The 13,205-nt window shown below is 32.5% G+C and carries 12 protein-coding genes and 2 tRNA genes; 4 read left to right on the top strand and 10 right to left on the bottom strand.

The window, feature by feature from the left end; genetic code table 11:
* The 3 genes from QYZ68_RS01050 to QYZ68_RS01040 all read right to left on the bottom strand — a co-directional run.
* Positions 1–702: tetratricopeptide repeat protein (locus QYZ68_RS01050; protein ID WP_367317274.1), on the bottom strand; the 702-nt coding region annotated here is incomplete at its 3' end.
* Positions 703–751: 49 nt separating this feature from the next.
* Positions 752–2,464, bottom strand: a complete 1,713-nt coding sequence (locus QYZ68_RS01045; RefSeq protein ID WP_301383739.1) for a BB_0208 family protein — start codon at positions 2,462–2,464, stop codon at positions 752–754.
* The gene (locus tag QYZ68_RS01040; protein WP_301383737.1) at positions 2,461–3,294 is read right to left on the bottom strand and encodes a sugar phosphate nucleotidyltransferase; all 834 of its coding nucleotides are present in this window, start codon (positions 3,292–3,294) and stop codon (positions 2,461–2,463) included. The genes QYZ68_RS01045 and QYZ68_RS01040 overlap by 4 nt, the downstream gene beginning before the upstream one ends.
* A gap of 86 nt (positions 3,295–3,380) precedes the next feature.
* Between QYZ68_RS01040 and rsmD the strand changes: the two genes are divergently transcribed.
* Positions 3,381–3,923: a 16S rRNA (guanine(966)-N(2))-methyltransferase RsmD gene (rsmD, locus tag QYZ68_RS01035; RefSeq protein WP_301383735.1), complete on the top strand. Its 543-nt coding sequence runs from the start codon at positions 3,381–3,383 to the stop codon at positions 3,921–3,923.
* 5 nt (positions 3,924–3,928) lie between these two features.
* Here the strand turns inward: rsmD and QYZ68_RS01030 are convergent, their stop codons facing one another.
* Complete coding sequence (locus QYZ68_RS01030) at positions 3,929–5,476, bottom strand: hypothetical protein (RefSeq protein WP_301383733.1); 1,548 nt, start codon at positions 5,474–5,476, stop codon at positions 3,929–3,931.
* A 175-nt stretch (positions 5,477–5,651) separates the two neighbouring features.
* Positions 5,652–5,724, bottom strand: a tRNA-Phe gene (locus QYZ68_RS01025).
* 144 nt (positions 5,725–5,868) lie between these two features.
* Between QYZ68_RS01025 and QYZ68_RS01020 the strand changes: the two genes are divergently transcribed.
* Complete coding sequence (locus QYZ68_RS01020; RefSeq protein WP_301383732.1) at positions 5,869–6,708, top strand: HAD-IIB family hydrolase; 840 nt, start codon at positions 5,869–5,871, stop codon at positions 6,706–6,708.
* A 233-nt stretch (positions 6,709–6,941) separates the two neighbouring features.
* Here the strand turns inward: QYZ68_RS01020 and hflC are convergent, their stop codons facing one another.
* From hflC to QYZ68_RS00995, 5 genes are all read right to left on the bottom strand, one after another.
* Complete coding sequence (gene hflC, locus QYZ68_RS01015) at positions 6,942–7,913, bottom strand: protease modulator HflC (protein WP_301383730.1); 972 nt, start codon at positions 7,911–7,913, stop codon at positions 6,942–6,944.
* On the bottom strand, positions 7,914–8,843 hold the full coding sequence (hflK, locus tag QYZ68_RS01010; protein WP_301383728.1) for an FtsH protease activity modulator HflK: 930 nt from the start codon (positions 8,841–8,843) through the stop codon (positions 7,914–7,916).
* A gap of 13 nt (positions 8,844–8,856) precedes the next feature.
* Complete coding sequence (locus tag QYZ68_RS01005; protein WP_301383726.1) at positions 8,857–9,057, bottom strand: hypothetical protein; 201 nt, start codon at positions 9,055–9,057, stop codon at positions 8,857–8,859.
* Positions 9,058–9,059: 2 nt separating this feature from the next.
* Complete coding sequence (locus QYZ68_RS01000; protein ID WP_301383724.1) at positions 9,060–10,301, bottom strand: hemolysin family protein; 1,242 nt, start codon at positions 10,299–10,301, stop codon at positions 9,060–9,062.
* Between the two features lie 57 nt (positions 10,302–10,358).
* Positions 10,359–10,431: transfer RNA gene (locus QYZ68_RS00995), tRNA-Cys, on the bottom strand.
* Positions 10,432–10,582: 151 nt separating this feature from the next.
* Between QYZ68_RS00995 and QYZ68_RS00990 the strand changes: the two genes are divergently transcribed.
* Together QYZ68_RS00990 and QYZ68_RS00985 are read left to right on the top strand one after the other, a co-directional pair.
* Positions 10,583–12,106, top strand: a complete 1,524-nt coding sequence (locus QYZ68_RS00990) for a UDP-N-acetylmuramoyl-L-alanyl-D-glutamate--2,6-diaminopimelate ligase (RefSeq protein ID WP_301383722.1) — start codon at positions 10,583–10,585, stop codon at positions 12,104–12,106.
* 4 nt (positions 12,107–12,110) lie between these two features.
* A complete protein-coding gene (locus QYZ68_RS00985; RefSeq protein ID WP_301383720.1) occupies positions 12,111–13,205 on the top strand; it encodes a D-alanine--D-alanine ligase in 1,095 nt (364 codons plus the stop codon).

Raw genomic sequence — 13,205 nt, 5'->3', positions numbered from 1 at the left:
ACTATCTTTACTATCTTTACTATCTTTACTATCTTTACTATCTTTACTATCTTTAGGGATATGTTCATCTCTACTTTTTAGACTTTTGTCAAGTTCTTCTAGGTCTGCCTTTTTATCTCTTAAGAGGTTGATCATATAGAGAATATCGTCTTTTTTCTCGGTCTCGTATCTCAGGGTAATAAATTGTGAATAGTCGTGAATCGCCATAGTGTAGGAATCCCATGCATTTTTGTAATCTTTTTCCCTAAAATTGACTTTTCCTTGTTCAACATAAGAGTTCGCTCTGTTAAGCAGTGCCCTGTCGTAATTAGGCATATTTTTAACTGAATTGGAATAGTATTTGATTGCTAGATTGTAGTATCCCGCGCCCCTTTTAAACATTATGTTTCCAAGTTCAAAATATAGCTTATAGTCAATACTTCCTCCAACTGCAATTCCATCAAGCAAAGCACCCTCTGCCTCTGTTAATTGATTATTTTCTCTATAGGCTATCGCTAGAAAATAATATCCGTTTTGTGCTTTTGGATACTTCTTGATAGCATCACTGAGAATTTTTATTGCTGTTGAGTAGTTTTTATTTTTGATTTCTTCCTGCCCAATTCTAATCAACCTCTGAGCGTGTGCAAAGTTCGGGCTTAACAATGAGACTAGAAACAAAGCAAATATTATCGAGTCTTTGAGCAGTAAAAAATGAGTCTTCATATCTTTTATCATTAACATTGTATTATGTTAGTGTAAATATTGCTATATTTTATTTTGTTCCTGAGATAAATTTATTCTGACCTTTAGTTAAAAATGCAATGAATTTCATTATGTCTTCTTTTTGTACAGAAGGAATTACTTTCTCTTCTTTTAATTCATTTGGGTTTAAGTAATGGGCAACATAGCACAATGCGGGCAGTAATTTTTCATATCTAAACTCTTCTGAATTTAACAGTACTTCTAGTTGAATATTCTTACTTAAAATTTTAAATACTCTTGTTCTTAAAATTAATGATTTAATGAAAATGTATGATTTATAGTAGTCCAATTCCTGGTCAAGGGTCTTCTGCATTTTTATTATTTCATTAGGTATGGTAATTTTATTCTCATCAAGATGGATTAGCATTTCTGATATGAATTCAAAATGATTCTTATCAATATTTGGATAAAAAGATAAAAAGTATACAAGTATTTGATTCTGAATTTCAAAATCCTTGCTCCTAAAGAATGTTTTTATATCGTTTGAGAAATTTTTCTTGTCATCTTTATCTGCATAGATGTAGAACGCTATCCATCCATATGTGTCCATTTCTTTCGCATTGTCTTTTATGTAATCGATCACATTTTGCAAAAATATTCTCCTTATATTTTTATTTTGAAATGCTTTTGAGCTCTTGTAAGGGTTAAAGCCCATCTTTTCAAAAGATACAAAGAAGTCTTCTGCTTGAAATTTTGCTGTAATGATATCTTCTATTTTTTCATTTAAATTTAACAACCTATGTTTTGCTATGTATTCAATTGAAAAAATGAAATCTTCCCATTCGTTTGGTACTTTATCCTTAAAGAACCAATGCAAATATTTGTTTATTGCAATTTTTTTAAATGAATACAAATAAATTTTTAGTGTATTTTGAAAATCCTTGAGGGTATATTGTGCAAAATCGCTGAAAAAGTAATTGAAGTTGATATTTTTTCTAGACCCTTTATAAAAAATTTCATTAAGGCTTAAAGTTTTCATTGTAAGTAAGTATTTAAGAATCTCATCATACGTTAGGGTGAAAATTTCATCTATCGTGTGTCTATAATTTTTTGTTAAAATTTTGTTAAAAAGTGTTCTAGATAAGCATCCTACTGGCCAGTGTGTTAAGATGAGCAATTTTTGCAGCTTTATTACTCTACTTGCTTTTTTTGTTAGGCTAGACTTGAAGAGTCTTTGCTGTGTTTTGGTTTGCTTTAGGATGCGTTTAATTTTTTCTTTGTCTCTATTTCTTACAGCTACTAGTATATCTACTGTAGACTCTAAATTTTCTGCTTCTACGTTGCTTGAGAAGTTTAATATCAGTTGTTTGTATAATTCCCTTTTGCACGCTGTGTACTCTGGATTATTTTGTATTTCAATTAATTTGAAATAGTGAGTTGATTTTAATTTATATGTTATTCCAAGCCTTTTACTAATAAGATTTGTTTCTTTTCTTATTTGTAATGAATTTTTTTCCCTGATTATCCCTAACAACCAATCCTTAATTTTTGTGTTCTTATTTTCTTCATAGTAATATTCCTCAAGAGCACTGTCTATTTTGTCTTTTCCAAGTTCGTATTCTTTGCTTATTTTTATAAGACTTTTAATCTCTTCTTCACTTAACATGTAGAGCTTTGAAAAGATACTATACTTTAAAATCTTCTCTTCTATGTTTTCATCTATATATTTTCTTAATACACTGAGAGAGTCATAAAATTCTTGTCGTTTTGTTATTGCGCTCACTTAACCTCTACTAAATTCTTAATTATTTGTAGTAACTTGTCATCTCTTTTAGCAATTTTAATTATTGCCTCTAAATAACCTTCAATATCACCTGTATCAAGTCTCTCGCCTTCTATTTCTTTATACAGTACCTGCCCCTCAGACATCAGTTTTCTTAAAGCATAAATGTGATGATATTCTCCCCTTTGATGAATTTTAAATCCTTCTTCCAAGTATTTAAAAAAATCATGGGTATATAAAAATCTCCCAATGGAAGCTTTCTTGCTTGGTTCTTTTCCAATTTTTGGCTTTTCTATTATGTCTTTGACATGAATTTTGTCTTTGTCCAATGCTATTACCCCGTACCTGTTGATGTTTTTGGGATTTTCAATAATAGACAGTATATTTTTCCCAGTTTCTTTATGTAATTTTATGAGTTGCGCTGTTAGAGGAGGATTTCCAACGTGTAGATCATCGGGGTATGCAACTACTGTGGTTTCACCCCCAATCCAAGGTTTTGCATGCAGTAAAGCATGTCCTGTTCCCATCATCTCATTTTGCTTTACAAAGCTAATATTAACGTTCTTAAGTTCAATTATTTTTAGTAAGTCCTGTCTATTTTCTTTTTTAAATGTAGACTCAAGTTCAATTTCTCTGTCGAAATAATTATCTAAAACTTCCTTTCTTCTTGAAGTTATTATTAATATGTCTTTAATACCAGAATTAATAAATTCTTCAACAACGTAATCAATGGCCGGTCTGTTTAAAATGGGCAACATTTCCTTTGGAATAGTTTTTGTTATTGGTAAGAATCTTGTGCCATACCCAGCCGCTAAGATTACACCTTTCATACCATGTTCCTCTTAAAGGAAAATTATATCAAAATTCAAGTTTTAAATATTTAATATTTTTTTAAAATAATTTAGAATTAGTCCTCATGCATGTAAGTGCAGGCAAGTACAAGGGGAGAAAAGTTGCTTTTCCTAGGGCGGGCAGTGTGCGCCCTGTAATGGCTGTTGTTAGGGAGGCGCTGTTTTCCATTATTTTTAATCAGATTTTAGGTGCAAATTTTCTTGACGTGTTTGCGGGTACGGGCATAATGTCTCTTGAGGCTCTGAGTAGAGGTGCTCGGCTTGTTCACCTTGTCGATTGTAATAAGGCTTCTAGGAGCGTTTTGATTAAGAATTTTGGTTTCATAAGGGAACCTTACAAGTTTTTTTTTAATAAGGCCGAGTTTTTTATCAAAAGAAGCAATCTTTTCTATGACTTTATTTATCTCGATCCTCCTTTTAATTATATTTCTAAAGAAAATCTGCTTGAAGCAGTTTCAAGAAACGAGAGTTTAAATAAAAGTGTAAAGGTTATTATCCATTATCCTGCTAGGGAACACTTAAATGGCAGGGTTTTAAGTCTTTCCAGATACGATTCTAGGAGATACGGTGATTCAAAGATTGATTTTTTTAAGTTTGGTTCTTATTAATAATTTCAAGGTTGAATTGCAATATTGAAAAGATCAAATTCATGACTTCTGAGCTCCTCAATGTTGCGCCTTAATTCAAATTTATTGACGTTTTTGAGTGAACTTTTCTTCACTTCCCCTCTTCCTCCCTTAACGATTATCTCTTTGGAATCAAGGTTAAGCACCACATCTCCAATATCGTAACATTTATCCTTTTTTCTTATGACAGATAATATGGGCGTAACACCCACATTGTAATCGAAAACAACGACTTTAAATAAGGACTCATTGCAGTCTTTTGTGCATATGTCTAGAATTTCTCCATAGTCAAAGGGTGCAAGTATTTTCAGAAATATTTTCAACATCTCTATGTCAAATTTTTTGTTCTTCAAATATTCATCCGGTTTGCCAGTGTCCCAGTGATATTTTGAGCTATTTTGCAATAAAAATTCAACAGCTTCCAAAGGATTAACAGGTTCTTTTATTATAATAGGATTGACCATTTCATCATAAGTATCTATTAGACAAAAAATTCTAATAAGTTCATGAGTGAATCTTTTAATTTTTGTATCCAAATGATTTTTACTATCAAGATAGTTTCTTTGTCCGTTTATTATCATCTTTGTAATGGGAGAGATGTCTTCTCTCATTCTAAATAGATTTCTAGATACATTAATGCCTTTTTCTAAATTTTCCACTTTAAGCCTGTACTTTTCTTCTTCACCTTTATTTTTAAGGCTAATTTTGTCTTTCAAGTTTTGTAGTATGGTAGTATGCATGAGCCCCATTGGGTGCAAAAGCACACCAAGCGCGGCTTGTATTATTATGTTGTTATCATAGAAAAATTCTGTAAACTGTGTGTAGTGTCCTTTGTCGATAAAAAACTTTGTTGTTGAGCGAGGTGCATCTTTTGCTGCCCTCTCTTTATTTAAGAGTGCAATTGTCATTAAAAAATAGATCGTAGTATCAATCGCATGCAATAAAACAGAATCACCTGATGTTTTTACTTTTCCATTAAAAAATTTCCAATCTCTCCTGACTGAGTGTAGGTATAGTTTTTTGATCCTTTTCACATTAGAAAGACCATCTTTATTTCTAAACCTTTGAAGATCAAAGTAATCATATACCTCCAGCAGTAGTTTTTGAATGGATATTATTTTGTGTGTTGGTAAAATCTTAAAACTACCCTCAATGACTTCTTTAAAATAAATTGAATCGGGATCCTCTTCCATAAGAACATTCAGATTGATCAAACTCTTCTTGCCGGCAATCATGAACATCTTATCTTTTTCTGAGAAGGGTCTATATACGTCCTTTAAAGCTTGTACTAAATCTTCTTTTAAAAAATTTATTTCGTTTTCTAAGAGCTCCTCATTGACCATACTTACCAGTTTTTCATGTGGCATATTTGTATAGTTGTTAATTACGGGTATATGTGAAACACCCCCCTGTTTCAAAGCCTTAATGATCTTATCGTTTACCCGCGCACTCAGTTTAGACAAATTTCCGATATTCGAAAAAATAATATCGTCTTCCGTTAGGTCTTCTACCCTTTTTATTTCTTTGAGAATCATCCTGAGCCCTCTTAAGTAGAATTTAAATAGCAACCCCAAAAGAACAAACCCTCGAGGAACGATTTTAAGCTCCGCCGGCCCGTAGGCGACCCCGCACTACTGAAGAAAATCCAAAACTTCAAGACACAACCACTCTTATCTAACTACAATGTAACCAACAAAAGCAATGAGACATTGCCGCCGAGGAGAATCGAACTCCTGACACAAGGATTTTCAGTCCTATGCTCTACCAACTGAGCTACAGCGGCCACTCTTTTTACATAACATCACAATTTTTTCACAAACATTTTTTTTTGTCAATAAACACGAATAGGAAGGCTTAATTGCTATTTTTATGTTTAAAGTTGTATAATTGGCCCTATGTGTTTTGTTTAAGGATATAGGGTAGTTATTTGAGCAAGGTTTTTATTACGGATTTAGATGGTACGTTGCTTGATAGAAGGGGATCCTTATCAGATTTTTCTAGGAATAGTCTAAAGGAGCTTCTGAAGAGGGATGACTTTAATTTTACGGTTGCAACAGGTAGGGATTTTTATCTTATGAGGTCTCCTTTGAGGGGATTTGATTTTAAGATTCCTTTAATTAGTCATGATGGTGCTTATGTTACACTTGTTGATCAGGGTAGTCCTCTTTATGTAGAAGATATAAGTCGGGATTGTATCGATGATATTTATTCTTATTTTAAGCATAATGGGTTTTCTGTGTTTTTTAAAGTGATACAAAATGGAGAGGTGTTTAATGTTTATGATGGTATTAATAATTTCTTAGAGCATTGGTATGTTACATTTAAGCAAACTTTTTGTCGTTCAAATATTATCAAAATAGATAAGCTGAACGATATTGCTCTTTGTGATATTTTGTCTGTTACCATTATTGCTGCCCGAGAAAGAATTGAAGATATTTTTTTGAATATGAAGAATTATTCTGAACTTAAGGTATCTAGGTATGGAAGGATAGAATTTAATGACAAGATTAGTGTTATTGAAATACAAAGCGTTCATGCTGAGAAGATAAATGGGATTAAATTTTTAGCTGATTATTTGTCCATTTCTTACAAAGATATCGTTTATTTTGGGGATTCTGACAATGATATTTCTGTCTTTAACGAAAACGAAATTCACAAGGTAACACCTCAGAATGGTATTGAAGCACTCAAGGATAAGGCTTGTGAAGTAATAGATTACCATTATAATGATGCTGTATTGAAGTATATATTGAACAATTTTGAATAATGTGAGTTTTGTGATTGTTATTTAGGATGGATGAATTTTGTTTTTACGCCGTGGTCCTAAAATCGGGTGGGGTTTGTTTTGTCTCCTCCGTAGTGCTTGCGAAGTGACGGAGTGGCCATTGTCCGCTTTAGGCACAACACCCGAGGCACCTCCCGGCTATAGGCTTGAAGAGTTGCTGCAATAAGCTTTAATGTCTTTCTTAAATAAAACTTTTATTAAATCTAGTATATGTTTTACTTTCTGTTGTGCAAGTACCTGAAGAATTCCATATCTGTTGAAAATATTTTTCGTTTATCTTTAAGCACCATCTTGTAGCTTTCCAGTGCTTGCCAAAATCTGTAAAATTCAACGCTTTTTCCATATGCGTTTGCATAAATACGTGCAGCTTCACTATCGCCCTCGGCTTTAATTTTAGCTGCCTCAGCTTTTGCCTCACTTAATAATTTTAGTTTTTCTTTTTCAATGCTACCAAGTATTTCCGTTTTCTCAGCCATTCCCGTACTTCTTTGTTCCTCTGCAATCTGTTGCCTTTCTGAGATCATCCTGTTATGTACTGAATCGATTAAGCTTGGGTCGTAGCTAATCTTTCTAATAAGAACGTCAACAATTTCAATTCCAATATCTTGAGTATTTTTATTTGCAACTTGAATTATTTCATTTTCAATGGTTTTTCGTCCCTTTGTTATTTGATAGGTTGTGTCACTCTTGGCCTCTTGAGCCGTTAAAATTCCGTGAGATAATCGCTGAACTGGGTCATTTGAACTTCTAATCATTTCAAGTAAAGGATACTTAGCGATAACACCTCTAACAGCAGGTTCAATGGCAGCATCAATTCTTACATAAGCTCTATCCATTGTTTTAATGGATGTGTAGAATTTATTAATATCTGAAATTTTCCATCTAGCGGTTGTATCTATCCATATTAATTGCTTTTCCTCTCCACCCGTTGGGATTCTTTGGGGTTCTCCGTCCCATCTGAGTATGATTTTGGGAAATATTTGCACATGTTCAATAAATGGAATTTTATATTTAAGTCCTGCTGTGTTTTCGGTTCTATCGATTTTTCCAAGTCTTGTAGTGATTGAAATCTCGTTTTCTTTTAGAATATAAATCGGTTGCATTATGGAAAGTGATATTAAACCAAACAATAATGTAAATACAGCAGTTTTAGCAATAGAGAGTAAGAATTTTACCATATGTTTCATTTACTTTATCTCCTTGAATGGGAGGAAGTTTTTAAAATTTTTGTCGATTATTTCAATGTTATCTTTATTTTCAAGGATTTCCTTCATTGTTTCATTGTAGAGCCTCTCTCTTGTAATTTCTGGATCTTTAATATACGCATTTAAAATTGCGTTAAAGATTTCAGTATCGGCTAAGGCATTATTTATTCTGCTCTCTTTGTATCCTTTAGCTTCCTCTAGTACCTTAAGTGCTTCTCCTTTAATTTTTGGAACGATTTGATTAAATTCTTTCTTTCCCTCATTAATAAACTTATTTTTATCTTGTATCGCAATGTTAACGTCTTCAAATGCTTCATAAACCTTGCCCTTTGGTGGCATAGCATTTCTGATTTGTACCTGCACAATATCTATCCCTAAATTATACGTTTTAATAATTTCATTCATAGAGGATTTTACTCCTTCTGTAACACCAACTCTATTGTCATTAATTATCTCAAAAATAGTGTTGTCTCCAATTAACCTATTCATTGATGATTTCGCAATGTCTTTGATAGTTTCTTCCGGGTCCTGTACTTTAAACATGAAAGAATACGGATCGCTTATTTTATATTGTACCAGCCATTCAACATTTATTATGTTTAAATCCCCAGTAATAATTACTCCCTCATCCTCACCAACATTAATTCCTCTGTTATTGTCTGAATTAAATCCAAACTTAACCTCTTGTACTATCTTTACTGGTAAAATGAATTTTTCCTCAATTAGTGGAATTTTAATATGTATTCCCGATTCAAGCGTTCTGTTTAGTCTTCCAAGGCGAAGAACAATTGCTTCCTCCGATGGACCAACTAAGAAAACATTTGAGATGATTATTACTGCTATTATTATCAATATAATTAGTGCTACTGTATATTCGTATGTTTTATTGAAAAATTTTGGAATATTTAGCATTTTTATCCTCCTTTTATTTGTCTAGCAAGAAAAAAATCCACATCTTCTTCTTTATTTCTGTTTTTGATGTTAAGTGCTTAATAAAGCAAAGTTCACTATTTTCATTGAATTTTTGTTTTATTGGCAAATAAGCGACCTTTCCATTAAAGCCATGTTTCGTGTCTAATTCAGGTTTTGAAAAATCAAAAATCATTCTCCAAAGGTTTTTATGCACTTTCACTCCTTTTCAAATTTTTTAAAGGTTATTTTTTTAATCTTATGATTCCTTACTTCCTCTATTAAGTATTCTCCATGTTCTGTATTAACTTGTTCTCCCTCTTTAGGAATCTTGTCAAGTAAATCCATTATGTATCCACCAACTGTATTTATGTAGTCTTTGTGTTGAATTTTTATCCCAACAATTTCCTCAATCTCATCAAAGGTGGTCTCACCAAGTATTAGGTAAGTGTTTTCATCTTTTTTAATAATAAACTGTTTTTCTTCTTCTAAATCATATTCGTCAAATATTGCTCCAAATATTTTCTCTACTATATCCTCTATTGTAAGTATTCCCGAAAAACCTCCATATTCATCAATAACAATTGCCATTATTTTTTGTTTTTGTCTCATAATGGCTAGGGTATCTTTTATTCTCTTGTTTTGTTGTACAAAAACAGCGGGTTTTGCAAATTTTATGATGCTTTTCTCAAGTTCTTTTTTGCTTATCTCAATTAAATCTTTGGTTATTAAAATTCCTATTATTTGTTCTCTGTTATGGCCCCTATACACAGGAATTCTGGAATATCCTTCTTTTTTAATCATTTTAATCTTGTCTTTTAGTTTTGATGTGCTTGATAGGGAAAATACTTCTGTACGGTGAGTCATAACTTCCGATGCTCTGACCTCGCCTATGTTTAACATCTTTTGCATGAACATTCTAGCATCATTTTCTAGTATCCCTAAGTTTTCAGCTAAAGACAGCATGTTTTTTATGGTATCTTTATTCATTTTTTGACTTGTTTTTATTTTGCATAGGCTTAGTAAGATTTTAGTCATTTCGTTAATTACGTATATTATGGGTGTGAATACGAATGCCAATGTTTTAAGTAAGATTGAAGTCGACAAGGCTATGCCTTCGTTATTCAATATCGCAATCTGTTTAGGAAATATTTCAGAGAATATAAGGACTATTATTGTCACGATTCCCGTTGAAAAAGCGAGAGCATTGTCTCCGTACTTGTTAAGAACAAATTTTGTCGCAAGAACACTGGTTGTTATATTGGAAATATTGTTTCCAATCAAAATTGTTGTAACAAGTTTCGATGGAGTTTGAGCCAAGTGATACACAATTGCTCCTAACTTGCCTTTCTTCTTTATATCTTGGAGTTGCATTAAGCTCAATGAGGTATATGCCGTCTCTGATGCTGAGAAAACTGCTGAGAGTACTATAAATACGACTATTAATGATAAATCCAACATACCTGTTATTCTAGACTATCTCCGTGAAACACTGCATGGCTTTTATCGACTCTTAAAAGGCGCTGACCGGAATCGAACCGGCGAATCAAAGTTTTGCAGACTTCTCCCTTAGCCACTTGGGTACAGCGCCATTAAACACTAGTTAGTTTATTAAAAAATGGTTGAATTGTAAACAATATTTTTAGCCTGTATTAATAGGCTCAGCGGCTCTTAATATTTGTAAAGGCTTTCCTCTTGTGTTCTATATCAAAATGATTTTTATTCTTGTACAATCTAGAAGTATGAATAGAAAAAAGAGACTTCGTGGTATTTTATCTAGGTTGGATAAAAATTTGGTTAAAGAAATTAGAGGATCTTGTGATGTGGAAATAATGGGACTGGCATATGACTCAAGATGTGTGTTACCTAACTTTGTATTTTTTGCTCTCCCAGGGCTTCATTTTGATGGGCAGAAATTTATTGAGGCAGCGATTCAAAGGGGTAGTAATGTTATTGTGCATGCTAGTAATGTTGACTTTTGTGCTTCAAATGTAACATATATCAAAGTTGATTCTTGTAACATAAAGAGATTTATGTCAAATTTTTCCAGCATTTTTTATGATGAACCTTCAAAGAAGCTTAAGATTATTGGAGTGACAGGAACAGATGGCAAGAGTTCTGTTTGTTTTTATATATATACTCTTTTAAGGTCTATTGGGGCTAGGGTTGGATTTATTTCAACAGTATTTTTTGATGATGGAAGTGGAAGTTTGGTTAAAAATCCTTATAGGCAGTCGACTCCAGAATCAACAGAGATTCATTTTTTTCTCAGTAAGATGGTGGAGAATAATGTTCAGTATGCTATTGTCGAATCAACATCGCATGGACTTGATCTCAGAACGGCAAGGCTTATCGACGTTGAGTATTCTGTTGCTGTTTTAACTAATGTTAGTCACGAGCATCTTGAATTTCATGGCACGATGGAGAATTATTTGAGTGCTAAACTTAATCTTTTTTCTTCTGTTGCTGTTAGTAATGGGTTTGGTGTTGTCAATATTGATGATAAGAATTCTTCTCTATTTTTAAATTCTATTAAAAGATCTTATACGTACAGTTTAGAGAATGAAAGTGCTGATTTTTTTGTAAGTAAAATTATTGAGCAAATGGGTTTTACGGAGTTTGAATTTTTTAGTAAAAATATTAAATATGATGCCAGGGTTGATTTGACGGGTAGTTTCAACGTTGAGAATGTTATTGCTGCTCTAATTGTTGTAAGTCAGGTTGCAAGTGTTAGTGTATCAGAACTTATTGCTAGTCTTGTAAATATTAGGGGTCTTTGCGGTCGAATGGATAGTGTTGATTTTGGACAGAATTTTTCTTTAATTATTGATTATGCACATACTCCGGGTGCTTTTCTTAAACTTTTCCCTATATTTAAAAGACTTGCAAAAAATAGACTAATTGCTGTTTTTGGTTCTGCTGGAGAGAGAGATGTTTCAAAGAGAAAGTTGCAGGGAGAGATTGCAGATAGGCATGCGGATACAATAGTACTTTGTGATGAAGATCCAAGAGGTGAAGACAGCATGCAGATCATTAAAGATATTTCAGAAGGAATTCTAAATAAGACACAGGGTGAAAATTTATTTTTCATTCCTAATAGGAGAGATGCACTTAAGAAGGCAATAAGCCTTGCGTGTGCTGATGATTTGGTTGTTACTCTTGGGAAGGGGCATGAAGATTCGATAATATATGAGGATAAAAATATCCCTTGGGATGAAAAAGGTATCGTTAAAGATATTATTTTAAGTTTAATAAATAGGAGTTAATGTTGTGAAGAAAAATCTTATGTTGATATTTGGAGGAGTTTCTTTTGAACATGAAATTTCTTGTCGATCTGCATATGGAGTTTATACAGCTCTTAAGAGGTTAAATAAGTATAATATATTTTCAGTTTTTATTGATAAGAATACTGGAACTTGGTATTTATTGGACTTTGTACCCGATGCCCTTAAATTAATTAAAAAAGATAACTCTTCTGTTATTAGTTTAGTTCCTGGTAGTGGAATATTTGTAGGGGACAGAAACCTGGAAATTGATGTTGTATTTCCCATTATCCATGGGAGGACAGGTGAGGATGGCTCTATCCAGGGGCTTTTAAAAATAATGGATATTCCTTGTGTTGGGCCTGGTATTTTAGGAAGTGCTATTTCCAGTAATAAATATTTCTGTAAACTTTTTCTTAAAAGTTTTAATATTCCGCTAGTACCCTTTATTGGATTGAGAAAATATGATTATTTTCTAGATAAAGAAGAAGTTAAAAATAATATAAGACAAAATTTAAAATATCCTGTGATCATTAAGCCAGCTATACTGGGTTCTTCAATTGGAATTAATGTTGCATATGAAGATGATCAGATTGAGAAGTGTATAGAGGAAGCTTTCAAATATGATCTAACCATTATTATAGAGAAGTTTATGAGAGTTAGGGAGATTGAATGTTCTGTTATCGGGAATGATCAAATTAAGATATTTACTCCTGGAGAGGTTATTGTGCAGGATTTTGTATTTTATGACTATGATGCTAAGTATGCTACCATTCCTGGGAACTCTATTGTGTTTAATATCCCAGCTCATCTTGACACAAAGCATTTGCTAGACATTAAAGAGTATGCATTTTTGGTTTATAAATGTTTAGAACTCAGAGGGATGGCAAGGATTGATTTTTTTGTTGAAAAAGATACTGGGTTAATTTACGTCAATGAGATAAATACAATACCAGGATTTACGGATATTTCTATGTTTTCTAAAATGTGCGAACATGATGGAGTGGGTTATGAATGTTTGGTTGATAAACTAGTGGACTTTTCTTTTAATAGTTATGAAAAGAAAAAGAAAAGGATTGATTTTGAAAAGTTGGAAAACTAG

Source organism: Borrelia sp. P9F1, from assembly GCF_030436115.1.
Classification (GTDB): domain Bacteria; phylum Spirochaetota; class Spirochaetia; order Borreliales; family Borreliaceae; genus Borrelia.
This window is presented reverse-complemented; position numbering and strand designations above follow the sequence as displayed.

Bases quoted from the DNA above. Each gene is read 5' to 3' on its own strand.
- QYZ68_RS01040 (WP_301383737.1), bottom strand. From the start codon at position 3,294: ATGAAAGGTGTAATCTTAGCGGCTGGGTATGGCACAAGATTCTTACCA.
- rsmD (WP_301383735.1), top strand. From the start codon at position 3,381: ATGCATGTAAGTGCAGGCAAGTACAAGGGGAGAAAAGTTGCTTTTCCT.
- QYZ68_RS01030 (WP_301383733.1), bottom strand. From the start codon at position 5,476: ATGATTCTCAAAGAAATAAAAAGGGTAGAAGACCTAACGGAAGACGAT.
- hflC (WP_301383730.1), bottom strand. From the start codon at position 7,913: ATGAAACATATGGTAAAATTCTTACTCTCTATTGCTAAAACTGCTGTA.
- hflK (WP_301383728.1), bottom strand. From the start codon at position 8,843: ATGCTAAATATTCCAAAATTTTTCAATAAAACATACGAATATACAGTA.
- QYZ68_RS01000 (WP_301383724.1), bottom strand. From the start codon at position 10,301: ATGTTGGATTTATCATTAATAGTCGTATTTATAGTACTCTCAGCAGTT.
- QYZ68_RS00990 (WP_301383722.1), top strand. From the start codon at position 10,583: ATGAATAGAAAAAAGAGACTTCGTGGTATTTTATCTAGGTTGGATAAA.